This window comes from Mesorhizobium newzealandense (genome assembly GCF_042682145.1).
GTDB lineage: Bacteria > Pseudomonadota > Alphaproteobacteria > Rhizobiales > Rhizobiaceae > Mesorhizobium > Mesorhizobium newzealandense.
This window is the reverse complement of the sequence record NZ_JBHUGZ010000017.1, coordinates 126193-148838: the sequence shown is the minus strand read 5'-3', so window position 1 is coordinate 148838 and position 22646 is coordinate 126193. Positions and strand designations below refer to the sequence as shown.

General features: G+C 63.7%; 17 protein-coding genes and 2 pseudogenes. 9 read left to right on the top strand and 10 right to left on the bottom strand.

Annotated features, from left to right (window positions below):
• Position 1: 1 nt before the first annotated feature.
• Together ACFSOZ_RS25115 and ACFSOZ_RS25110 are read left to right on the top strand one after the other, a co-directional pair.
• Positions 2-760 (top strand): annotated as a pseudogene (locus ACFSOZ_RS25115) (ABC transporter permease); the annotation flags it as partial.
• Positions 757-2583, top strand: a complete 1827-nt coding sequence (locus ACFSOZ_RS25110) for an ABC transporter ATP-binding protein (protein ID WP_379102269.1) — start codon at positions 757-759, stop codon at positions 2581-2583. The pseudogene ACFSOZ_RS25115 and the gene ACFSOZ_RS25110, both read left to right, overlap by 4 nt.
• A gap of 117 nt (positions 2584-2700) precedes the next feature.
• Here the strand turns inward: ACFSOZ_RS25110 and ACFSOZ_RS25105 are convergent, their stop codons facing one another.
• Entirely contained in the window at positions 2701-4026 is a 1326-nt protein-coding gene (locus ACFSOZ_RS25105; protein WP_379102267.1) for an NAD(P)/FAD-dependent oxidoreductase, read from the bottom strand.
• A 335-nt stretch (positions 4027-4361) separates the two neighbouring features.
• On the opposite strand from ACFSOZ_RS25105, the gene ACFSOZ_RS25100 reads away from it, so the two are divergent.
• The gene (locus ACFSOZ_RS25100; RefSeq protein WP_111548027.1) at positions 4362-4838 is read left to right on the top strand and encodes an Lrp/AsnC family transcriptional regulator; all 477 of its coding nucleotides are present in this window, start codon (positions 4362-4364) and stop codon (positions 4836-4838) included.
• A gap of 16 nt (positions 4839-4854) precedes the next feature.
• On the opposite strand, the gene ACFSOZ_RS25095 is transcribed toward ACFSOZ_RS25100, so the two are convergent.
• Positions 4855-6228, bottom strand: coding sequence for an aspartate aminotransferase family protein (locus ACFSOZ_RS25095; protein WP_379102266.1), 1374 nt, complete (start codon positions 6226-6228; stop codon positions 4855-4857).
• A 14-nt stretch (positions 6229-6242) separates the two neighbouring features.
• Positions 6243-7082, bottom strand: a complete 840-nt coding sequence (locus ACFSOZ_RS25090) for a GNAT family N-acetyltransferase (protein WP_379102264.1) — start codon at positions 7080-7082, stop codon at positions 6243-6245.
• Positions 7083-7426: 344 nt separating this feature from the next.
• Between ACFSOZ_RS25090 and ACFSOZ_RS25085 the strand changes: the two genes are divergently transcribed.
• Both ACFSOZ_RS25085 and ACFSOZ_RS25080 read left to right on the top strand, forming a co-directional pair.
• Positions 7427-8095 (top strand): haloacid dehalogenase type II, encoded by a 669-nt coding sequence (locus ACFSOZ_RS25085; protein ID WP_379102263.1) that lies wholly within the window; start codon positions 7427-7429, stop codon positions 8093-8095.
• 12 nt (positions 8096-8107) lie between these two features.
• Positions 8108-9385, top strand: a complete 1278-nt coding sequence (locus tag ACFSOZ_RS25080) for an NAD(P)/FAD-dependent oxidoreductase (protein ID WP_379102261.1) — start codon at positions 8108-8110, stop codon at positions 9383-9385.
• Between the two features lie 25 nt (positions 9386-9410).
• Here ACFSOZ_RS25080 and ACFSOZ_RS25075 read toward each other — a convergent pair whose 3' ends face one another.
• From ACFSOZ_RS25075 to argE, 6 genes are all read right to left on the bottom strand, one after another.
• Positions 9411-10868, bottom strand: a complete 1458-nt coding sequence (locus ACFSOZ_RS25075; RefSeq protein WP_379102260.1) for an NAD-dependent succinate-semialdehyde dehydrogenase — start codon at positions 10866-10868, stop codon at positions 9411-9413.
• 16 nt (positions 10869-10884) lie between these two features.
• On the bottom strand, positions 10885-11928 hold the full coding sequence (locus ACFSOZ_RS25070) for a tartrate dehydrogenase (protein ID WP_379102258.1): 1044 nt from the start codon (positions 11926-11928) through the stop codon (positions 10885-10887).
• Positions 11929-11944: 16 nt separating this feature from the next.
• A complete protein-coding gene (locus ACFSOZ_RS25065) occupies positions 11945-13408 on the bottom strand; it encodes an aldehyde dehydrogenase family protein (RefSeq protein ID WP_379102257.1) in 1464 nt (487 codons plus the stop codon).
• A gap of 169 nt (positions 13409-13577) precedes the next feature.
• Positions 13578-13934, bottom strand: coding sequence for a cupin domain-containing protein (locus ACFSOZ_RS25060; protein ID WP_379102255.1), 357 nt, complete (start codon positions 13932-13934; stop codon positions 13578-13580).
• Positions 13935-13957: 23 nt separating this feature from the next.
• Entirely contained in the window at positions 13958-14881 is a 924-nt protein-coding gene (locus ACFSOZ_RS25055; protein WP_379102252.1) for a 2-hydroxyacid dehydrogenase, read from the bottom strand.
• Positions 14882-15000: 119 nt separating this feature from the next.
• Positions 15001-16125, bottom strand: a complete 1125-nt coding sequence (gene argE, locus ACFSOZ_RS25050) for an acetylornithine deacetylase (RefSeq protein WP_379102250.1) — start codon at positions 16123-16125, stop codon at positions 15001-15003.
• A gap of 199 nt (positions 16126-16324) precedes the next feature.
• Here argE and ACFSOZ_RS25045 point away from each other — a divergent pair, with 199 nt between their 5' ends.
• A complete protein-coding gene (locus ACFSOZ_RS25045; RefSeq protein WP_379103246.1) occupies positions 16325-17275 on the top strand; it encodes a GNAT family N-acetyltransferase in 951 nt (316 codons plus the stop codon).
• A 1790-nt stretch (positions 17276-19065) separates the two neighbouring features.
• On the opposite strand, the gene ACFSOZ_RS25040 is transcribed toward ACFSOZ_RS25045, so the two are convergent.
• The gene (locus ACFSOZ_RS25040) at positions 19066-19527 is read right to left on the bottom strand and encodes a phasin (RefSeq protein WP_379102248.1); all 462 of its coding nucleotides are present in this window, start codon (positions 19525-19527) and stop codon (positions 19066-19068) included.
• A 481-nt stretch (positions 19528-20008) separates the two neighbouring features.
• On the opposite strand from ACFSOZ_RS25040, the gene ACFSOZ_RS25035 reads away from it, so the two are divergent.
• The 3 genes and pseudogenes from ACFSOZ_RS25035 to ACFSOZ_RS25025 all read left to right on the top strand — a co-directional run bounded on the left by ACFSOZ_RS25035 (position 20009) and on the right by ACFSOZ_RS25025 (position 22551).
• Complete coding sequence (locus ACFSOZ_RS25035; RefSeq protein ID WP_379102245.1) at positions 20009-20854, top strand: class I SAM-dependent methyltransferase; 846 nt, start codon at positions 20009-20011, stop codon at positions 20852-20854.
• Between the two features lie 294 nt (positions 20855-21148).
• A pseudogene (locus ACFSOZ_RS25030) lies at positions 21149-22116 on the top strand (glycine reductase).
• A 195-nt stretch (positions 22117-22311) separates the two neighbouring features.
• Positions 22312-22551: an AMP-binding enzyme gene (locus ACFSOZ_RS25025; RefSeq protein ID WP_379102244.1), complete on the top strand. Its 240-nt coding sequence runs from the start codon at positions 22312-22314 to the stop codon at positions 22549-22551.
• Positions 22552-22646: the final 95 nt, after the last annotated feature.

Below are 22646 nucleotides of genomic sequence, written 5' to 3'. Positions count from 1 at the left end.
CTGGGTCGTGATTGCACTCGTCGGCCCCTGGCTTGCGCCGTACCCGATCGGCAAGATCGTCAGCATGGACGTGTTCACCTCGCCGAGCCGCGACTATCTCCTCGGCACCGACTACCTTGGTCGCGACATGATGAGCCGCATCATTCTCGGCGCGCGATACACGGTCGGCGTCTCGATCGCGGCCGCCCTCATCGCCTGTACCATCGGCGTCGCGCTCGGCATGATCAGCGCGGTGCTGGGTGGCTGGTTCGACACCATCGTCAGCCGCGGCATAGATGCGCTGATTGCGATCCCGCATTTGATGTTCGGTCTCGTCATCATCGCGGCGATCGGCAGTTCGCTCCCGGTGCTGGTTGGGACGCTCGCCTTTCTCTATTTTCCCGGCTCTTTCCGCATAGCGCGCGCGCTCGCCGTCAACATCAATGAACTCGACTTCGTGCAGGTCGCCAAGGCGCGCGGCGAAGGCTTCTTCTATACCGTTCGCGAGGAGATCCTGCCCAACATGATCGGACCTGTTTTGGCCGATTTCGGCCTGCGCTTCGTCTTCATCGTGCTGTTGCTCAGCGGCCTCAGCTTCCTCGGTCTGGGGGTGCAGCCGCCCAACGCCGACTGGGGCGCGCTGGTGCGCGAGAACGTCTCCGGACTGGCCTATGGCGCGCCTGCCGTCATCATGCCGTCGCTCGCCATTGCCTCGCTGACGATCAGCGTCAATCTGGCGATCGACAATCTGCCGCGCCGGCTGCGGGATCGTTTGCCATGAGCGAGCTCGTCGAAGTCAAGAACCTGCGCGTCATCGCCCGTAGCGACAGCGGCCGAGAGACGTCGATCGTCCATGATATCAGCTTCACGGTCCCGCGCGGAACGGTCGTCGCGCTGATCGGTGAGTCCGGTTCCGGCAAGACGACGATTGCGCTTTCCCTGATGGGCTACGCCCGCAGCGGCTGCCGCATCACCGGCGGCTCGATCCGGATCGGTGACCGCGAGATCCTGTCCCTGTCGGAAGCAGAAAAAGCCAAGATCCGCGGCCGCAATGTCAGCTACATCGCGCAAAGTGCGGCTGCCGCCTTCAACCCGGCCAGGACCATCATGTCGCAGGTCGTGGAAAGCGCGATGATCCACAGGCTGGCACCGCGGGCCGAAGCGGAAGCGAAGGCGATGGAACTGTTCCGCGCGCTGGCGCTACCGGATCCCGAAGGCGTCGGATCGCGTTACCCGCATCAGGTGTCCGGCGGCCAGCTTCAGCGCCTGGCGGCGGCGATGGCGCTGATCTCGGAGCCGGAGCTGGTGATCTTCGACGAACCGACGACGGCACTCGACGTCACCACCCAGATCGAGGTGCTGCGTTCGTTCAAGTCGGTGATCCGCGAGCGCAACACCACCGGCGTCTATGTCTCCCATGACCTGGCGGTGGTGGCGCAAATCGCCGACCACATCATCGTGCTGCGCGAGGGCTCCATTCAGGAAAGCGCCCCGACCGGGCAGATTCTGACGGACGCTCAAAGCCCCTACACCCGCAGCCTGCTCGCCGCGGCCAATCCCGCCGTGCATGCCCAGGCCGCTCCGCCCGCCGAGAAGCAACAGGAACTGCCCCTGCTCGAGGTCGAAGGGCTCGTCGCGGGCTATGGCAGGTCCGGTCCGAACGGCCTGCCCAATGTGACGGTGCTCAACGATGTCGCGCTCAGCCTGCAGCCGGGCACGAATCTCGGTGTCATCGGCGAGTCCGGCTGCGGAAAGAGCACGCTGGCTCGCGTCATCGCCGGACTGCTCCCCGCCGCCGGCGGAACGGTGAAGTTCCGCGGCGAAACCTTGGCCGGATCCGTGGCGCAACGCTCCAAGGATCAGTTGCGCAATATCCAGATCGTCTTCCAGATGGCCGACACGGCCCTCAACCCAACCCGCTCGGTCGCACAGATCCTGGGACGGCCGCTGACCTTCTATCATGACGTGAAAGGCGCGGAACGGACCCGCAGGGTCCGCCGGCTGCTCGATCTGGTGCAACTGCCGGCCAATATCGCCGACCGATATCCCGGCGAACTTTCCGGCGGCCAGAAACAGCGCGTCAACCTTGCCCGCGCCCTGGCGGCGGAGCCGGCGCTGATCCTCTGCGACGAGGTGACATCGGCCCTCGACACGGTCGTGGCCGCCGCCATCCTCGATCTGCTGGCCGAGCTGCGCAAGGAATTGAAACTGTCCTATCTGTTCATCAGCCATGACCTGTCGACGGTGCGGGCGATCTGCGACGATGTGATGGTGCTTTATGCCGGGCGCAAGGTGGAATCCGGCAGCCGATCGGCAATGCGCGCAATGCCGCTTCATCCCTATTCGGACCTGCTCGTGTCCTCGATCCCCGAACTGCGGACAGGCTGGCTGGACGGGCTCGCCAAAAAAGCTGCCGAGGCGGATGGGGGTGTGGCGGCCTTGTTGGCGCGATCCGACTGCTGTCCCTTCGTGCCGCGCTGCCCGGTGAGAAAGCTCGGTGTTTGCGATGTGCTGGCGCCGCCCATCCGCCATCTGTCGAAGGGAAGCGATATCCTTTGCCATCTGGAGGAGCGGGAATTGCTCGCCATGGGCGTCGGCGCATAATGCATGTCGCTCGAAATGGCCCCGGTTTTGAGACAACGACATGCATAGAAACAAAAGCTTAAAGCGCGTCGCATTAATCCGTTTCGACGCGACGCGCTTTAGCCTGCTGCCTGCCTCCTAGAACTCCGCCACCTTGCCCCAGGCGGATGCATCGAGCCGCTCCGGACGATAGGGTATGGGATCCACCAAAGGGGGCGCGCCGGTAACGAGATCGGCGATCAGGTGGCCCGCGCCAGGGCCTATGCCGAAGCCGTGGCCGCTGAAGCCTGCCGCCAGGATGAAGCCAGGAAGTCCCTCGACCTCGCCGATGGCGGGAACGCCGTCCGGCGTGCTGTCGATATAGCCGGCCCAACTGGCCGCGACTGGCACATCTTGCAGCGCCGGCAGCAACTGGCAGGCGCGCCGGTAAGTTTCCTGGATCAGCCGCTGGTTCGGGCTCGGGTCGAGAATGCGGTTGCGCTCCATCGGCGTCGGCGCGTCGAGCCGCCAGCGCGCCAGCGTCTCGTGCCCGGCCCGCCATGCCTGCAAGGTGCCAGGTGCAAGGCTGCGCCAGCGGCGGGCGAACATCGGTACGAATTCACGGGCAAAACGCAGCTGCTGCGGCGTCGGATCGAGGCTGCCGCGGCCGCTGATAGCCAGGGTGTGGCCGCCGTCACCGCGGCGGGTCACCGAGATCTCGGCGGTGTGCAGTGCATCCGGCAGTCCCGACGGTCCAGGCGCAAGTGAGAGTATGGAGGAACGGACGGACGCCTGCGGAAAGCGTATGCCGAGCTGGCGGCAGAATGAAGAAGCCCACGCGCCCGCCGACAGCACCACGGTTCCGGTACGGATCGTGCCCGCTTCGGTGACCACGGCGCTGACGCGGCCCGCTTCGGTCTCGATGCCGCGCGCGGCGCACATCTGGTGGACGCTGCCACCGGCCTTCAGGATGCCGCGCGCCACCACGGGCGCTGCGCGGGACGGGTCGGCTGTTCCGTCCGAGGGCGAAAAGACACCGCCCTTCCAGCGTTGGCCGGTGGCTTTTCCGTGCTCGTTCGCCTCGTCGGGGCTGAGCATACAAGTGGTCACGCCGGCGCCATGTGCGAAGTCGCGCCAGCGGGCCCAGCCTTCGATCTCGGCCTCGTTGTTGCTGAGATAGAGCAGCCCGCAGCGGCGGAAGCCCGCATCCTCGCCAATTTCGGCGGCGAGCCGATCCCAGAGCGCCAGGCTTGCCGTGGCCACCGGCAGTTCCCGGGCGTCGCGGTTCTGCTGCCGGCACCAGCCCCAGTTACGGCTGGACTGTTCGGCGCCGATCCGGCCCTTTTCCAGCAAGGCCACCCGCATGCCGCGCCGGGCGAGATAATATGCAGCGAAGGTGCCGACGATACCGCCGCCGATCACCACGGCATCGGCCGTTGCCGGCAAGATGGGCGTCGTTTCGATATGCAGAAGCGGGGCAGGCATGTGAAATCTCCGGCAGCTGCGACCACTCTACCGCTCCGTGCCGGAGTACGATTGCCACAGATCGGCAGGCCGCAGCATTTCCTTCGGCCAAGGGCTCTGCCGACGGGGGATTCTGCTAGCGCATATCGAGCAATAGCACGCAGCAGGCCGACGAAATGCATAGAACGAAGACCTGAGGGCGCGGTGCAAACCCGTTCAAACGCGCGCTTGGGTGCAGGTTTCCTGGAATTGCCAAAAGCGGTGGCAGGCGTTTGTCCTTGCTCCTGCTTGGCTTCGGCATAATATGCTTCGATCAGATCGCCGGCGCTGTGCCGAGCCTTTGCCTTGGACCGTGCATGAAACTCGACCGGATCGACATCAAGATCCTCTACGAACTGCAGAAGAACGGCCGCATCACCAATGTGGAACTGGCGGAGCTGGTCAATCTCTCGCCCAGCCCCTGCCTGATGCGGGTGAAGAAGCTGCAGGCCGAAGGCTATATCGTCCGCTATTCCGCCCAGATAGACATTGCCAAACTCGGACAGACGCTCACCGTCTTCACCGAGGTCACGCTGAGGAACCATCGCCAGATCGACTTCGCGCGGTTCCTCGCAGCCGTTGAAAAGGTGGATTCGGTGGTCGAATGCCACCTCGTTTCGGGCGGCTACGACTATCTCTTGAAATTCGTCACTGCGGGAATCGCTGAATATCAGGCGATCATGGAACGGCTTACCGACATGGATATCGGCATCGACAAATACTTCAGCTTCGTCGTGCTGAAGTCGCCGATCGTCAAGAATTACATGCCGCTCAAGAGCCTCTTCCCGCTGTAGCTTGTACCTCTCGGGATTACGCTATGGCGGCGCGGACGTCCGGGTCTTCCAACGTCTGGTCGAGAGTCATCCGCGTGCGCTCGACGATGGCGTCGATCTCGGCCTCCGTGCAGCAGAGCGGAGGGGCAAAGCCCAGCACGCCATTGCCGAAAGCCCGGATGATAAGCCCGTTGTCCCAGGCGCGGTCGAATATCCGGCGCGACGGATGGGCCGCCGGCGGCAGCGGGGTCTTGCATTGTTTGTCGACGACCAGCTCGACCGCCGCCAGCATGCCGCGGCCGCGCACGTCGCCGACCAGTGGATGATCGGCGAGGCTTTCGAGGCCAGACATCAGCCGGGCTCCCGCCTTGCGGCCGTTGTCCAGCAGGCCGCCTTCGTAGAGCCGCAGAACCTCGAGGCCGACAGCTGCACTGACCGGGTGCGCGGAATAGGTATAGCCGTGGCCGACGGCGGTTTCGCCCGCACCATCCGCGATCGTGTCATAGACATGGTCGGACATGAAAACCGCGCCCATCGGCGCATAGCCCGAGGTCAGGCCCTTGGCGGTGGTCATCAGGTCCGGGACGATGTCGTCCTCGGAACAGGCAAACAACGGACCGGTGCGGCCGAAGCCGGTGATGACCTCGTCGGCGACGAACAGGATGTCCAGTTCGCGGCACAGGTCGCGCATCGCCTTCATCCAGCCCGGCGGCGGCACCAGCACGCCGCCCGATCCCTGGATAGGCTCGGCATAGAAGGCGGCCACGCGATCCTGGCCGAGCTCTTCCACCTTGTTGCGGAGTGCAGCGACCGAGGCGGCGATGATCGCCTGCGGATCGTTTCCCGCCGGATTGCGATAGGCATAGTGCGACGGAATCTTGTGCTGCCAGTTCAGCGGCACGCCGAAGCCGGCATGGAAGGCCGGCAGGGCGGTGAGACCGGCCCCCACCGTCGACGAGCCATGGTAGCCCTGTTCGATCGATATGAACTGGTTCTTCCCCGGCATGCCCCGGGCATTCTGGTAATAGTGGATGAAACGGATCGTGCTATCGACGGCATCGGAGCCGCCAAGCGTGAAGTAGACGTGGTTGAGGTCGCCCGGCGCCCGTTCGGCAAGTTCCGCCGCCAGCCGGATGGCGGGTTCGGAGCCGAGCCCGAAATAACCGGTAGCGTAAGGCAGTTCGCGCAGCTGCCGGGTCGCCGCTTCGACGATGCTTTCCTGGCCATAGCCGGCGTTGACGCACCACAGGCCGGCAAAACCGTCGATCATCTGATGACCGGTCGCATCGGTGACGGTGGCGCCGGTGGCGGATTTCAGGACACGCACCCCGGCCCTTTCATGGCCGCGATAGGAGGCGACCGGATGCACCAGATGGGCGCGGTCGAGTTCGATCAGGGAATTGCTCAGCATGTCTTCCTCCGGGTTCAGCCAAGGGCCTGACTGGCCAGGGCAAAGGTCTGGACGCGCGGCACCGGGCGGGCTGCGCTGCTGCCGCCCCTGCGCATCGCGACGCCGCCGCCGACACTGGCCAGGCCCTGGGCGGCGAGCCACGGCGACAGGCCCGAACTCTCTAATGTATCGACGCGCACCAGGGCGCCGGGACTGGCCTCAAACAGGAACGAGAGCAGGCTTCGGGCGTCGTCGGTCGTCTCGGCTACCACCGGCCCCGCGACCTTGCCGCGGCCGAAGGTGCGCAGCGCCGCAAACCCGACTGGCTTTCCACCCTGGCGCAGAACGGCGAGGCGCGCCTGTTCGAACAGCAACCTGATCAGACCGCCGCGATCCATACCGCAGGCAGAGCGGTCCAACTCCACGAGTGCGGCGACATCGTCCGCCGTCGCCCACTCGACATCCTTGCCGGCAAGGGCTTCGCCGGGCATGCCCTGATGCTGCACGATCTGGCCCGTCGCCCGGAAGCCGAGCTTTTCGTAAAGCGGCAGGCCTTCCCGTGTCGCCATCAGCCGACATTCGCGGCCTTCACTCTGCTGCAGGGCGAAATCCATCAGCTTGCGCCCGATGCCCCGGCCGCGCATCGCCGCGTCGACAATCACCATGTTGATGGTGGCGGCCGCATCGCCATAGCGCGTGACCAGCGTCGTTCCCACGACCCGCTCACCTTCCAGCGCGACGATGCCGGTGCTGAGCGCCAGCATCATCGCCCAATCCTCCCGCCGGTGCGGCCAGCCCGCCTGGGACGACAAGGCCACCGCGCTGTCGAGATGCTCCGGGGCAAAACCCACCAGTGTGATTTCGTCTGTCTGCATGGCCTCATTCCCGATGGTTCGCTGCCCCTGTGATAGACCCGGCGGCAAAGAAGATCGTCCCGACGACGTGCAGGGCGCGGTATCTTCCGCCGTCCGTTACGGTGTTCGCCGCATCTTCTGCCGCAGGTTGACGACCGCAACGCACGTCCGATCCCCAGGGGGTGGTGAAGACGGCACAACTTTCCGCCATGGCGGCAACGATACGGAACTTTCTGCTTTCAATGGCTGCAATTGCGGTGATCGAACGGGGATGTCTCTGCCTATGATGACGCACAGGCCCGCACAGCAATCTGGCCCGCACGGCAATCTGGCCCGCACGGCAATCTGGAAGGACTTATCGCGACATGTCACAGTTCCGGCCCAAATACATCACCTTCGACTGCTACGGCACGCTCACCCATTTCCAGATGGCCGAGGCAGCACAGAAGATCTACGGAGCTCAGCTCGACGAGCCGGGGATGGCACGGTTCATCAAGAATTTCGCTGCCTTCCGGCTCGACGAAATCCTCGGCGACTGGAAGCCCTACAACGAAGTCCTTCACAACGCCGTCGAGCGCACCTGCCGCCGGAATGGCGTCACCTTCCGTGCCGAGGACGCGCGCGCCATCTACGACACGGTACCCGGCTGGGGCCCGCATCCGGACGTGCCGGCCGGTCTGGCAAAGGTCGCCAAGGAAATTCCGCTGGTCATCCTGTCCAACGCGATGAACGAGCAGATCATGTCGAATGTGGAAAAACTCGGTGCGCCCTTCCACGCCGTCTACACCGCCCAGCAGGCCAATGCCTACAAGCCACGCTTCCAGGCCTTCGAATACATGTTCGACATGCTGGGCTGCGGTCCGCAGGACGTGCTGCACTGCTCCTCGTCGTTCCGCTACGACCTGATGTCGGCCTATGACCTGGGCATCAAGCACAAGGTCTGGGTCAATCGCGGCCATGAGCCAGCCAATCCCTACTATGAGTACACCGAGATCAAGGACATTTCGGGCCTGCCCGGCGTTGTCGGGCTCTGACGGGGTTCCAGGATGAAGTTCGAGTCCTACTGGCACGACACCGCCCCGGTCTTCGGTGGAGCGGCCGAGGGGCCGGCCGAGGGCCGCTATGACGTGGCCGTCATCGGCGGCGGCTTCACCGGCCTGGCGGCGGCGCGGCATCTGGCCAAGGCAGGCGCCAAGGTGGTCGTGCTGGAGGCGGGCCGTGTTGGCTGCGGTGCCTCGGGCCGCAATGGCGGTCATCTCAACAACGGCCTCGCCCATAGTTTTCTCGCCGCCAAATCCGAACTCGGAACCGAGCGCGCCGTGGCGCTCTACCGCGCCTTCGACGATTCCGTCGATACGATCGAGCGCATCGTCGCGGAGGAGGGGATCGATTGCGACTTCCGCCGCGCGGGCAAGCTGAAGCTTGCCTCCAAGCCGGCGCATTTCGACGCGATCGCCCGCAATTTCGAGGCCATCAACCGCGAGGTCGATCCCGACACCGAACTGCTGACGGCGGCGGACCTGAAAAGCGAGATAGGCTCCACGGCCTTCCATGGCGCGATGCTGTCGAAGAAGAGTGCAATGATGCATATGGGGCGGTTCGTCTCGGGCATCGCTGGAGCCGCGGTGCGGCATGGCGCAACGATCTTCGAGAACACGCCGGTCACCGGGCACCGCACGGCTGCGGGCCGGCATGAACTGACGACGCCCGCCGGCATCATCAGCGCCGACAATGTGCTGTTGGCGACGGGCGCCTATACCACCAGTGCCTTTGGCTATTTCCGTCGCCGCATCGTGCCGGTCGGCAGTTTCATCATCGCCACAAGGCCGCTTTCCCAGGCCGAGATCGCGGCAACGGTGCCGGGCAACCGGACCTTCGTCACTTCGATGAATATCGGCAACTACTTTCGCCTGTCGCCGGACAACCGGCTGATCTTCGGTGGGCGGGCGCGATTTTCAGCCACTTCCGATCATAGGTCGGACGAGAAGAGCGGCGCGATCCTGCGCGCCAGCCTGGCGCAGATCTTCCCGCATCTGGCCAAGGTCGAGATCGATTATTGCTGGGGTGGGCTGGTCGACCTGACAAAGGACCGGTTCCCGCGCGCCGGCTTCGCCGATGGTCTCTGGTTTGCCATGGGCTATTCCGGCCATGGCGCGCAGATGTCCACCCATATGGGGATCATCATGGCCGACGCCATCCTGGGAAAGGCCGATCGCAACCCGGTGGCGGGTCTTGCCTGGCCTGCGGTCCCCGGCCACTTCGGCAAGCCCTGGTTCCTGCCGATCGTCGGGCTCTACTACAAGGCTCTCGACCGCTTTCAGTAGCGGCCGCGGGCAGGCAGCCGACCTACTAGGCCAGCCCGCCGATGTGGAAGGTCTTCATTTCCAGATATTCCTCGATGCCGCATTGCGCGCCTTCGCGCCCGAGGCCCGACTGCTTGACGCCGCCAAAGGGTGCGACCTCGGTGGAAATCGCGCCGGTGTTCAGCCCCACCATTCCGAATTCCAGCGCTTCCGCCACCCGCCATGACCGCTTCAGGCTCTCGGTGTAGAAATAGGCGGCGAGACCGTAGGGAGTGCCGTTGGCAAGCGTGATGGCCTCGGCCTCGGTTTGGAAGCGAAACAGTGGCGCGACCGGGCCAAAGGTTTCCTCGCCGGCCAGAAGCATGTCCGGCGTCGCGTCGCCAAGCACCATCGGTGTCGCATATTGCTTGCCCTCAGGCATGGCGGGGCTCGTCGACAACACGCGGGCGCCTTTGGCCAGTGCGTCGCTGACATGCCGGTCGATCTTGTCGATTGCCGCGGCGTTGATCATCGGTCCGATCTCGACGCCGGGTTCGGTGCCTGGCCCCACCTTCATCGCCGAAACCCGCGCGGCGAGCTTGTCTGCGAAGGCGTCGTAGACGCCAGCCTGCACGAGAATGCGGTTTGAGCAGACGCAGGTCTGCCCGCCATTGCGGAACTTCGACACGATGGCGCCCTCGATGGCGAGGTCGAGATCGGCATCATCGAAGACGATGAAGGGCGCGTTGCCGCCGAGTTCGAGGCTGAGGCGCTTGATGCTGTCGGCTGCGCCGCGCATCAGCAGCGATCCGACGCGGGTCGAGCCGGTGAAGGAGATCTTGCGTACTGTTTCGTTGGCCATCAGTTCGGTGCCGATGTCCGCCGGCATGCCGGTGACGATGTTGATGACGCCAGCGGGAATCCCGGCGCGCTCCGCCAGGACGCCGAGCGCCAGCGCCGAGAACGGAGTGAACTCCGATGGCTTGACCACCACGGTGCAGCCCGCGGCCAGGGCAGGGGCAACCTTGCGGGTGATCATGGCATTGGGGAAGTTCCATGGCGTGATGATGGCGCAGACGCCGACCGGCTCCTTCAGCACCACGATGCGCCGATCCGGCGTCGGCGAGGGAATGGTGGTGCCGCCGATCCGTCGAGCTTCCTCCGCGAACCATTTGACGAAGGAAGCGCCATAACGGATTTCGCCTGCCGCCTCGGCCAGCGGCTTGCCTTGCTCCAGCGTCAGGATGCGGGCGAGATCCTGCACATGCTCGATCATAAGACCGTGCCATGCTTCCAACAGCGCGGCGCGTTCGGCATGGGTCTTCGCACGCCAGGGACCGAAGGCCGCCTGCGCTGCCTTGATCGCCGAACGGGTTTCAGCCCCACTGACATCGGGGACCGAGCCGATCACTGCCTGGGTGGCGGGATCGCTCACGTCGACGCTGGCGCCCGAGGCCGCGTCTTGCCACGCGCCGGCGATCAGGCATTGCTGCCGGAAGAGCCCCTTGTCCTTCAATTCCTTCATGTCGTTCCCTCCCGGCTCAGGCAAGCGCGGCCAGCACGGCCGTGGTGATCGTCTCCGTCCGGTCCTGGCCCGGCCGCGTGCCGATGCCGCGCGCGGTCGCGGCTTCGATCGCCGCCATAACCTTTGCCGCCGCGCCATGCTCGCCCAGATGGCCGAGCATCATCGCCCCAGACCAGATCGCTGCGATCGGGTTGGCGATGCCGAGATGGGCGATGTCGGGGGCCGAGCCATGAACCGGTTCGAACATCGAAGGCGCGCTGCGATCCGGGTTGATGTTGGCGGAGGCGGCGAAGCCGAGGCCGCCCTGGATCGCCGCACCCAGATCGGTGAGGATGTCGCCGAACAGGTTGGACGCGACAACGACATCGAGACTGTCGGGCGCCATCACCATCCGCGCGGCCATGGCATCGATATGGTAGCTGGTGACCTGGACGTCGGGATATTCAGGGGCGAGGCGCGCCGTTACTTCGTCCCAGAACACCATCGAGTATTTCTGTGCGTTCGACTTGGTGACCGAAGCGAGTTTTCGTTTCCTCAACCGCGCCTGTTCGAAGCCAAAGCGCAGGATCCGCTCGACGCCGTTGCGGGTGAAGATCGAGGTCTCGACCGCGACTTCATCGCTGGTGCCCTGGTGCACGCGGCCGCCGGCGCCGGAATATTCGCCCTCGGTGTTTTCACGGATGCAAAGTATGTCGAAACTGGCGGCCTTCAGCGGCCCCTCGACCCCGGGCAGCAACCGGTGCGGCCGGATGTTGGCGTATTGCACGAACGCCTTGCGGATCGGCAGAAGCAATCCGTGCAGGGACACCGCGTCCGGCACTTCCGCCGGCCAGCCGACCGCGCCGAGCAGGATTGCGTCGAAGCCGCGCAAGGTCTCGATCGCGTCTTCCGGCATCATCCGGCCGGTTTCCTTGTAGTAGGCGCAGGACCAGGGGAAGTGCTGGCCCTGCAGCGCGAAGCCGGAGCTGCTGGCCGCGGCCTCCAGCACCTGCCACGCAGCTTCGGTGACGCTCTTGCCGATGCCGTCACCGGGGATCAGCGCAATGGAATAGCTCTTCATATCCCGTCCCTCGATCTCAAAGGTCGATCAGCACGCTTTTGCTCTTGCGGTTCGCCAGATAGGCCTCGCGGCCAAGATCCTTACCGATGCCGGACCGCTTGTAGCCGCCGGTCGGCAGGATGTGGTCGCGCGAGCGGTTGTAGCGGTTGACCCAGATGGTGCCGGCCTGGAGACGCTTCGTCACCCGGATGGCGCGGGACAGGTTGCGGGTGAAGACACCGGCTGCGAGCCCATAGGTCTCGTGGTCGGCGAGCGCCAACGCCTCCTCCTCCTCGACGAAGGTTTGCAGGGTCAACACCGGCCCGAATATCTCTTCGATCACCGCCGGTGAGGACTGGCTGACACCGTTGATCAGCGTCGGCGCGTAGAAATAGCCCTCGCGGTCGAGCCGCTTGCCGCCGACGAAACATTCGGCACCGGCACCAACGGCGGCCTGGACGATGGCGTCGATCCGGCCAAGTTGGCGCTCCGAGATGATCGGCGAATAGCGCGTCGCCTCGTCCCAGGTCGGGCCGGGACGGATTGCCGCCATGTGCGCGGCGATGGCCTTTGCCAGCGGCTCCGCTATTGCCTCGGCCACGATCAGCCGCGAACCCGCGACACAGGCCTGGCCGGCGTTCGACAGAATGCCTTGCGCGACGGCCGCCGCCGCAAGATCAAGGTCGGCATCGGCAAAGACCAGCTGCGGGCTCTTGCCGCCCAATTCCAGGGTCATCGGCCTGATGCCTGTACGGGCGATGTTCTGCATGATCGCGGCGCCGGCGGCTGTCGATCCGGTAAAACTGATCTTGCCGATCTCCGGATGGCCGGTGATCGCGTTGCCGGTGGTCGGGCCGTCGCCCAGAACGATGTTGATGAGCCCGGCGGGCAAGCCGGCCCGGACAGAGAGTTCGGCTATGTAGAGCGCCGAGAATGGGGTCATCTCCGAGGGCTTCAGCACCACGGCATTGCCCGCGGCCAGTGCCGGTCCCAGCTTCCAGCCGGCCATCGAGAGCGGGAAGTTCCACGGGGTGATCGCGCCGACGACCCCGTAGGGCTCGGTGAGGATCATTCCCAGGCTGGCGTCGGCGGTCGGCACCAGGTCGCCGCCTTCCTTGTCGGCGAACTCGGCGAAAAAGCGGATCTGCTCGGCCGTGATCGCGATATCGCCGTCGATCAGCTGGCCGACGGGCCGGGTCGAGGCGACGGCCTCTAGCCGGGCCAGCGTCTCGGCCTCTGCCTCGATCAGGTCAGCCCAGCGCTGCAGGGCGCGGGTGCGTTCGCGCGGGCGCAGGCTCGACCAGCCGCTGTCCTTGAGTGCGTGCTTCGCGGCGTCGACGGCCTGGTCGACCAAGTCCGCGCCGGCCACCGGACAGTCCGCATAGGCCGCTCCGTCCGACGGGCGATGCATCGGCAGCGCGCCGGCGGCGGGGATGAACCGTCCGCCGATGAAATGGCCCTGCGGCAGCAGAAGCGCGTCGGGATCGAAGCTGAGGGACATTGGTGGCGCCTTGTCGTGAGGACAGGGCAACTCTAGCCGGCATCGACCCGCAGTTTGCATCGACTGCGACGAGGCCGGCAATGGAATATCCCGTTTGACGCCGATTTTCAGCGCAATCTTCGGAGGTTCGGACCACTCTCCAGGCAGGTTCGCGGGGCGATCCGAGAGATCAGTCCGTCACGGTGATGTAGATCTTGCGCACGGTCTCGATCGTTCGCCATATCCCGGTAAAACCCGGTTTCATGACGAAGCTGTCGCCGGCACGGTAGGTGACGGTCTTGCCGCCGTCATCGGTCAGCTCGATCACGCCTTCGAGGATGTGGCAAAATTCGAAGCTCGTTCCCTTGATGGACCGCGTCTCGCCCGGTGTCGCCTCCCAGATGCCGGTGTGGATCGTGCCGTCGCGTGCGGTGTCCTGTGCCCAGGTCTTGAAGGAGGGATCGCCGGAGATCAGGCGATCGGGTAGCGCTTTCGATTCCTGGGGCGCGTCTTGCGGCTTCGGATCGATCGTCTTGAGCAGGGACATGGATTGCCTTTCTGGCGCGAGGGTCAGTAGCCCCGGTGGCGGTCGACGAGACCGACGGGGTCAAGTCCGGCTTCATGCCGGCGAATGTTGGCGACCACCGCTTTCGCCGCCGTCTGAGGCTGCGTGACACTGGCCACATGCGGGGTGAGCAGGATCTTGGGATGGCGCCAGAACGGATGGCCCGCCGGCAGCGGCTCGGGATCGGTCACGTCGATCACTGCGCCGGCAAGATGATCGCTGTCCAGCGCGGCCAGCAGCGCTGCGTGGTCGAGCTGCGACCCACGCCCGACATGCACGAGGCTTGCCCCGGTAGGCAGGCTGGCGAACACGCCGGCATCGAGGAAACCGCGCGTCTCCGAGGTCAGCGGCAGCAGGCAGATCAGAATGTCGGTCTGCGAGAGGAAGGTTTTCAGCCCCGCTTCGCCACTGTGGCAGCGGACGCCTGGAATGTCGCGCGCCGACCGGCTCCAGCCCGACAGGGCAAAGCCGAAGGGCCGCAGCCGATCGAGCACCGCCGATCCCAGCATGCCAAGGCCGAGGACACCCACACGCCGCTCCGTCGCCTGCACGGCCGGGCGAGGCTGCCATTCGCTGCGTGCCTGCTGGGCAAGATAGACCGGCAAGTCGCGATGCAGCGCCAGCACCGCAAGCGTGGCGTATTCCTGCATCATGCGGATGATGCCTTCCTCGACCATCCGCACCAGCCTGACTTTCGCGGGCAGGAGGTCGGCGCGGAACTGGTCCACGCCGGCACCCATCGAGAACAGCACTTCCAGATTGGGAAAACTGCCGAGATTCTCGGGCGCCGACCAAGTCAGGAGATAGCGCACCTCAGTCTTGTCAATTGCCGCAGGGTCGGCGGCAAAACGCAGCGCCGGCAATTCCCGGGCGAATTCGTCGGCGAAGATCCGGACCCGCTCGGGATCGGAATTGATCAGGAAGGCCATTCAGGTCTCCTAGGCAAGGCGATGATGGAGCTTGGCCCGCGGCGCGCCGCAGGATGCGTTGAAGCAGCTTGGCTGGACGGCAGATCACGCCGAAATTCGCCGCGGCCGGGCAACAGGTTTCAGCAGTGGAGCCGTTTCCCCAGATCCTCGACCATCCGCAGGCAGGCAGCCATCTCGCCGATCTCGATATATTCGTCCGGGCGGTGCGCGCGTGCGATGTCGCCCGGCCCGCAGATGATCGCCTCGATTCCCGCAGCCTGATAGAGCCCTGCCTCGGTGCCGTAGCTGACCGCGGCAAGCGGCTCCTGCCCGGTCAGATCCCGCAGCAGGCTGGCGAGCGGCGCTTCGGTGGCGAGCGAGAGCGCCGGATACTCGCTCAGTAGGTCCCAGCTGACCTCAAACCCCTGGGCGGTGAGCGCTGCCGTGGCTGCTTGAATGGGAGCCAGCAATGTGGCGGGCGAGACGCCGGCAATGGCACGCGCCTCGATTTCGGCGGCGCAGAAGTCCGGAATGATGTTCAGCGCCTGTCCGCCGCCAATCACGCCGATCTGGAGCGAGGAATAAGGCGGCGCGAAGCTCGCGTCCAAAGGTCCGGCCTTGAGCGCCTCGGCGCTCTGCACGGCTTCGGTCAGGACCGCGGCCATGGCGTGGATCGCGTTCAGCCCCTGATCGGGCCTCGAGGAGTGGCCCGAACGGCCGCGAATTTCGATCCGCGCCGCAGCCTTGCCCTTGTGGGAACGGATCGCTCGCATGCCACTCGGCTCGCCGACGATGCAGCCTTGCGGCTTCGTGCAGAGCTGAGGCAGAGCCTCGATCAGATGGCGCACGCCGCGACAGCCGGCCTCCTCGTCATAGGAAAAAGCGAGGTGGATAGGTCGGGCAAGAGGACGGGCGGCCAGCGCCGGCAGGGCGGCCAGCACGCAGGCCAGGAAGCCTTTCATGTCGCTGGTGCCGCGTCCGTAGAGCCGCTCGCCCTCGGCGCGGAGCGTGAAAGGGTTGGTTGTCCAGCCCGGCTCGCCGGCCGGGACCACGTCCATGTGGCCGGACAAGATGAACCCCGGCACCTCTGCCGGGCCGATCGTGGCGAACAGGTTCGCCCGGTCGCCCTCCGGCCCGGGGAGGATCGTGACCTTCGCTCCGCAGCCTTCGGCATAGTTGGCGATCCACTCGACGATCGCTTCGTTGGGCTGGCCGACGACCGAGGCAAAGGCAACAAGCCGGGCAAGGATTTCCTCAGCCGTCATGTCGCTTTCTCGCGGTGTCGGACGAAGGGAGACATTGCGGATCCTCGTGCAGCAAACTGGCGGGGTGTCGGCGCTTTCCGGGAGCCTTCCGCTCACCATAGAGACGCGCTCCGGACCCTGGATGCGGAAAGCCGTTGATCTACAGTGAAAAGTTTCGAATACAGCCTCATCTGAAGCGGATTCTGTGATTTAGATGGCTATGCTTGACGAGAGGAAGTCAGGTCCATCAAATTTGCCCCGAGAGGCGTCATTGAAGGCAGCGGAATCCATTCGGCTCAGTTCTTTCGAGTTGAAGGTCGGCGACATCGCCGGCGTTGAGCTCGAGAAGCTGCATGCGCTTTCGATCAGCGTCGGCTGGCCGCATCGGGCCGAGGACTGGCAGATGCTGCTGGAAGCGGGCGAGGGGATCGCTGCCCAGGACGAAATCGGGCGCGTCGTCGGCACAGCCATGTGGTTTCCCTTCGGCGCTGGTTTCGCCACTGTCGGCATGATGATCACCTCGCCCCGCCTGCAGGCTCATGGTGCCGGCCGTTGGATCATGAACAACGTATTGGCGCGGATAGGTACTCGCAGCCTCGGGCTGAACGCCACAAGAGCCGCGCGCCGGCTCTATCTGTCTCTTGGTTTTGCTCCTGCGCGGCTCGTCTACCAGTGCCAGGGCGAAGCGCTGATGCCCGCGATCGCATTGCTGCCCGAGGGAGCGATCCTGCGCAACGTCGAGCATTCGGATCTGGCCCGGCTCGTGGAACTCGATAGCAGCGCCTACGGCGCCGACCGTTCCGCGCTGCTGGCGCGGCTGTTGGATGTTTCGAAGGGCGTGGCGCTCCTGCGCGAAGGCCGCATCCGGGCTTTCGCTCTTTGTCGTCCTTTCGGACGCGGCCATGTTGTCGGGCCGGTGGTGGCTGAGACGGATGACGATGCGATTGCCGTCACGGCGCCGCATATCGCGGAGCATGCCGGGCAGTTTCTGCGTCTCGACACGCGGCAGGAGACGGGCCCGTTCCCGGAGTTCGTGGCGCGGTCAGGCCTGCCGGTCTATGACACGGTGACCAGCATGTGGCTTGGCCAGCCGTGGGCGGTCGCGGGCGGGCAGGATGCCGGAAAGCCGCCGGTCGTCACCTACGCATTGGCCAGCCAGGCCTTCGGGTGAAAGAATCCGGCACCATGGTCGGCCATAGCCGTGAGACCGTGCGGAACATCGCGGGAATATTGATGATTTTGGTCCACGAAAAAACCAATTAAATCAATATCCTTGGCCCATCCTCCGGACCCACTGCTGCTCAGTTCGCCACAACGCCTCGCGACGGCTGCCCCTTCACATCATCGAGACACAACTTGTGAAATCAAGGTTACTTCTGAGTGGGATTCTGCGTTGATTTCATTGTGAAATCCCGTCCACGGGCGCTACCACCGAAGCTTAGCTCCGATTGAAGAGCGCGATTGCCCCGGCCCCCACACAGTGGTTTGGCGCCTCGCGGCGCACGGTGTTTGCCCACCAGTTCTGCCGTGCCCTTGTCGACCGTGACTCAGCCACGCACCTGACCGTCACCCGATCTAAATTCCCGGTCGACATGCGCCGCCGCTGCGCGTCTTGCCAAAGCTGATTGCGGGCCGCCAGCGAGTTGCAAGCTACCACTTTCGAATGAGATGGGATCGTCCTATATTTGTTGTTGCTAATATAAAAATGACGTAGCGTCATGTGCTCGCGTCTGGAATGCGCGACGAAGGGGATTTCCGATGAGAGTGGCTATATTTTGTGCGGCTATCGTGTTTGCCGCGACCGGTGTCGCTGTTGCCAAGGAGAAGAAGGTGGCGGTCAGTGACGCCGCTGCCTTATGCTCTTCCAAACATTCGGCCAAGAAGCCCGTTCCGGAGCTGGACTGCAGTCTCACCGGAACTGCCAAATCGCCGGACAATGGCACGGCAAAGCCGCGTCTCGGATACAACGACGCCAGTCCGTGGTTCACAATTGGCTTTTGACTTCACTGTCGGCTAGAGCATAGCCAATCGCGATGCGCGTCCGGCGCGATGATGGTGTCAGCACCGCGAGACGATGCCTCGCGGCCAATGGCGCCGTCGCCAGCTTTCTATGAATCGAGTCGACGAAGGCTGTCATCTCGGTGACGAGATAACCCACAAGCTGATCGTTGACGCGAGGTCCGTCGGCATCAAGATCCAGGACTTGCCGATAGTCGCAGAAAACCCTTGGAAATCAACGGTAGTGGTTTGCAACATGGCGCGACAAGAAAAACAGCCATCCAGATGCACTCTATGGCACCTAAGCGGCTGATTTAATTTGAAGAATTTTGGTAGCGGGAGAGGAACTGGAATCCAACCTTCTTCACGGAGCGGCGCCATGACGGCAACTTGAAACGTGCCTCAGATACGTTGCTGACGACCGACCTAGTCGGAACCGCACTTAGGTGGGCTCCCCAAACTCCGCCTCATTCCTTGCCGATGGGTGTCTCTCATAGTCGACGGGCGGCAACAGCATGACCTCCGTCTCGGCGCGGCCGTATTCCCTGCCGATTTGAAACGCCGCATCGCACCGAGGCGGATCAACAGTCTAAGCATGATAGTTCTCCTTCGACGGAGAAACCACGCGGCAGGCAGATAGTTCCGTATGCCAGAACCATGCAGACCGGTGCTTGTTCATCTGGTGGTACACCGGGGAAGGACGCAGAAATGGCCGTCAAGAAATCAAGCGGCGCGAGCCCGGTAGTAGAGGGCCAGGAGCTAGAGGTTCAACACCTCACTGAAGTTACGGACTTGTCGCCCAGCCAAGCGCGCGGCCTGCTCCGCAAGCACGGCGCGGACTGGCCGAAGTTGTAGGACGAAGTCGAGGATTTGAAGGAAGAGGACTGACAAGTGAATAGGTAGTCACGGCTCTCCTAATGGAGAGCCGTGACAACCCGCCCCGTTCTATCCGCCCAGAAAAAGCTAGGCGACCTTGAGGTCCTTGACCGCCTTCTCGAAGGCGGACTTGATCGGCTTGGATACGTCCTCGACGGCTTTGGTCGTGACGGCCTGAAGTTCCCTGGTCTGCTCGACGGCACTTTCAACCTGCTTACGGACGAAGGCGGTCTGCAGTTCAACGAATTCGGAAGGCGACTTTACGGCAATTAGGGCTTCGAAATGCGAGAAGGCGGCTTCAGTGTTGGCGCGCAGAAGGGCAATTGTCTTCAGCGACAGGTTGCTGGAAGCGGCTTTGGCGGATGCGAAGCTCGTCTCGAGAGCCTTCTGGGTCATCTCCGAATCCGCCTTGAATTTGGCGAGAACTTCTTTCGACTGCTCGACGCCCTTTTCCGTGAAAGCGCTGACCTGCTCGATGGCCTTGGATGCATCAAAAGCGGGGTACGCGTTTTCGATAAATTCGGCGGTCTTTTCAGTGGTCTTGGACATCGTTCCATCCTTCGTTTGGGGGGGCGACTTTTAAGAAGCCTTCGCATTTGTATTAGCATTACCTAACGGAAGTTTGTGTGCAATGCAACATCTTTGTTGCGTTGCACCATGTTCTTTGAGCGCCCGGCGGCGATGTCGTCCCTCTGATCGTCGCGATCACTCCGCCCCCGGGGTTGTCGGCAGCGGGGGTGGGAGTGGCTGTGGAGCCCCTATGAGGCGCGCCCGACCGACAGCTGGTTCACAGTTCGGGACCTCCTCATGGCCAGCCGCTCTCGCCCCTAACCAAATCACTCCAAACGACCGAGTTCGACCCTTTTGCCGCCGTTTAGTTGCGAGCGTCGCAAGATGCGATTTGATCCTGAAGCGACGTTCGCATTGAGGTCGACAGCGAGTCTCGTTGACTGGCTGCCGCATCGGCGCATAGTCGTCGACGAACGCGATGTCCCTATTTGGGGAACGGTCTTATGCGGGGAGGCAGGCCATGGAAGTCGCAGGTGGCGCTCGTGCCGACGTTCACGTCCCGTATATTCTCGTCCATTCCGATCGTGAGATCAGGCGTCTCAGCCATCAGGCCGGCATCATTAACCCGATCACGCGAAGAATCTTGCTCTCTGCGGGCGTGAGTCCCGGGATGCGCGTGCTTGACGTCGGTTGTGGCGCGGGCGACGTTACATTCCTGGTTTCCGAGATGGTTGGCAGCGAAGGTCAGGTCATCGGCGCAGATCGGGCCCCAGCGGCCCTTGCGGCGGCGGAGCGGCGCGCGGCGGAGCATCCGATCCAGAATGTCAGCTTTCGTGAAGGCGATCCCGCGGCACTCTCGTTCGACCGACCGTTCGACGCCGTGATCGGCCGCTACGTTCTGATGTTTCAAGCCGATCCTGTCGCCATGCTGCGTGGCGTCGCTCGTCATCTCCGGCCTGGAGGGACCATCGTCTTCCATGAGCCGGATTGGGACGGCTGTCGATCCAGCCCGCCGGCGCCGACCTACGACCACTGCTGTCGATGGATCGTCGACACGTTTCGGCGCAGCGGTATCGAGACCAATATGGGTATCAAGCTCGATGCGGCATTCCGTGCGGCTGGATTGCTCGCGCCCTCAATGCACATGGAGGCGGTTGTTGGGGGAACCAAGGGCGGATTCGAATGGTCACACCAGACCGCCGAACTCATTGTCACGATGCTGCCGGAAATCCAGAGCCAGGGAGTTGCGACGGCCGCTGAGGTCGATATTGAAACTTTGGGACAGCGCATGCAGCGCGAAATCGAGGCGGGTAGTGTGATCGTGAGTCGCTCGGAAGTGGGCGCCTGGTCGCACGCCGCGAGCTAGTCATGACAAGACTGGAGCGACAGGTAGTCCGTAGCAATCCTTTCCTGGCCACCCATCTCGAACGACTGCTTCGCGCCGCATCTCGGTCGTAGGGACCAGCTTAGCCGCATCCCAAAAGCAGACATCGCAATTGCCAACGCCGCCGGCAGCCTTGCGCCCAATTCCGGACATTGTGAATAGAGCTTATAGGACATGGCGGACTTCCGGGCCGGCCACTAACTCTCGAAGGTGTTGCTGTTGCGGCCAGTGTCTATACAGTTGTGTGCTGGAGCAGCACCAAAGGAGTCAGCAGCGATGACCCGCGAGCGTGCCGATAGGTTCGACTTCGCACCCGCTCATGATGCGCCGATCCCCTACATGCAAAGGACCCGTGAATACTACGTGGCGCTAGGGTACGGTGCGCCCTACGAGTGGGCGCACTACGCGCAGGTGCCATTCCAGCCTCTTGTCAAGCCGCTCGCGCAATGTCGGGTCACCATCATCACGACTGCGGCGCCCTTTCAACCCGCCAAGGGGGATCAAGGCCCTGGCGCACCATACAACGCTGCCCCGAAGTTCTACAGCGCATACTCTGGCGACAGTTCACAAGACTACGACCTGCGCATCTCCCACGTCGCCATTGACCGCAAGCACACGACGGCCGAGGACCCTGGTACGTATTTTCCGCTGCCGGAGCTGCGACACGCTGCATCGCGTGGCCGCATCGGCTCAATAGCACCACGCTTCCACGGGCTGCCGACCAACCGTAGTCATCGTGCGACACTTGAAGTCGACTGCCCGGACATTCTAACTCGCTGCAAGGCAGATCGTGTGGACGTCGCCATATTGGTGGCCAACTGCCCGGTGTGTCATCAGAGTGTCAGCCTCGCCGCCCGCATGTTGGAGCAGAGCGGGATTGCTACGCTGGTGATGGGCTGCGCTAAGGACATCGTCGAATACGTCGGCGTGCCGCGCCTATTGTTCTCCGATTTCCCGCTCGGGAATGGGGCTGGTCGACCCAGGGTTCCAACTCGCAGGCTTTCACGTTGGAGCTTGCTCTCAAGGTGCTGGAGACAGCGCCGACCTCGCGCACCACCGTGCAGTCGCCGCTCGCGTGGAGTTCCAATCCCGACTGGAAGCTCGACTATTGCAACATCGCGCGCCTGTCGGCTGAAGAGATCGCACGTCGCCGCATCGATCTTGACAAGCAGAAGAGTATAGCCAGGGACCTGCGCGAAGATGTCGACATCGCCAAGTCTGACTCCGAGGCAACGATTTCCTGAGGGCCTTTGGCACTCACAGGAGAACGGATGGAAACGCTTGCCGAACTGCTTGCCAGTCGCGTCGCTGCCCCAGGGCACCCGGCCTCTGCTGTTCGACGATCGTGTCTACACTGACCTCGAAGCACTTTCAAACCAGGCCGCGCACGCACTCACCGGGCAAGGGGTAAAACCCGGTGGCATTACGCCCACCCGCTTGTGGTGGAGGCTGCCGTGGTAGGGCAGCGCGATGCGACATATGGCGAGCAGGTGGTTGCCTTCGTGGTCCCTCGCGAGACGCAGCCACCCCGTGCCGACTTGGTCGAAGCGTTGCTCGCGCACTGTCGGACGCGCCTGGCGCGGTTCAAGGTTCCGGCGCATCTGGGGGTGATAGACCAGATGCCGAAGAATGCGATTGGAAAGATTTCAAAGCAGGAACTTAGAGAGGTCGACTTCTAAATAAGGTCATTGGCGACCACAAAGCTCCGACCGTCGAGCACTGCGCACCTCACCATGGGTGGCGATGTCTGCGATGCAGAAGGGCATCAGGCGCG

Coding starts and splice junctions, on each gene's coding strand:
- ACFSOZ_RS25080 (WP_379102261.1), top strand. CDS start 8,108: ATGAAGTTCGAGTCCTACTGGCACGACACCGCCCCGGTCTTCGGTGGA.
- ACFSOZ_RS25090 (WP_379102264.1), bottom strand. CDS start 7,082: ATGCAGACAGACGAAATCACACTGGTGGGTTTTGCCCCGGAGCATCTC.
- ACFSOZ_RS25085 (WP_379102263.1), top strand. CDS start 7,427: ATGTCACAGTTCCGGCCCAAATACATCACCTTCGACTGCTACGGCACG.
- ACFSOZ_RS25055 (WP_379102252.1), bottom strand. CDS start 14,881: ATGGCCTTCCTGATCAATTCCGATCCCGAGCGGGTCCGGATCTTCGCC.
- ACFSOZ_RS25045 (WP_379103246.1), top strand. CDS start 16,325: ATGCTTGACGAGAGGAAGTCAGGTCCATCAAATTTGCCCCGAGAGGCG.
- ACFSOZ_RS25060 (WP_379102255.1), bottom strand. CDS start 13,934: ATGTCCCTGCTCAAGACGATCGATCCGAAGCCGCAAGACGCGCCCCAG.
- argE (WP_379102250.1), bottom strand. CDS start 16,125: ATGACGGCTGAGGAAATCCTTGCCCGGCTTGTTGCCTTTGCCTCGGTC.
- ACFSOZ_RS25065 (WP_379102257.1), bottom strand. CDS start 13,408: ATGTCCCTCAGCTTCGATCCCGACGCGCTTCTGCTGCCGCAGGGCCAT.
- ACFSOZ_RS25070 (WP_379102258.1), bottom strand. CDS start 11,928: ATGAAGAGCTATTCCATTGCGCTGATCCCCGGTGACGGCATCGGCAAG.
- ACFSOZ_RS25100 (WP_111548027.1), top strand. CDS start 4,362: ATGAAACTCGACCGGATCGACATCAAGATCCTCTACGAACTGCAGAAG.
- ACFSOZ_RS25105 (WP_379102267.1), bottom strand. CDS start 4,026: ATGCCTGCCCCGCTTCTGCATATCGAAACGACGCCCATCTTGCCGGCA.
- ACFSOZ_RS25040 (WP_379102248.1), bottom strand. CDS start 19,527: ATGTCCAAGACCACTGAAAAGACCGCCGAATTTATCGAAAACGCGTAC.
- ACFSOZ_RS25095 (WP_379102266.1), bottom strand. CDS start 6,228: ATGCTGAGCAATTCCCTGATCGAACTCGACCGCGCCCATCTGGTGCAT.
- ACFSOZ_RS25110 (WP_379102269.1), top strand. CDS start 757: ATGAGCGAGCTCGTCGAAGTCAAGAACCTGCGCGTCATCGCCCGTAGC.
- ACFSOZ_RS25035 (WP_379102245.1), top strand. CDS start 20,009: ATGGAAGTCGCAGGTGGCGCTCGTGCCGACGTTCACGTCCCGTATATT.
- ACFSOZ_RS25075 (WP_379102260.1), bottom strand. CDS start 10,868: ATGAAGGAATTGAAGGACAAGGGGCTCTTCCGGCAGCAATGCCTGATC.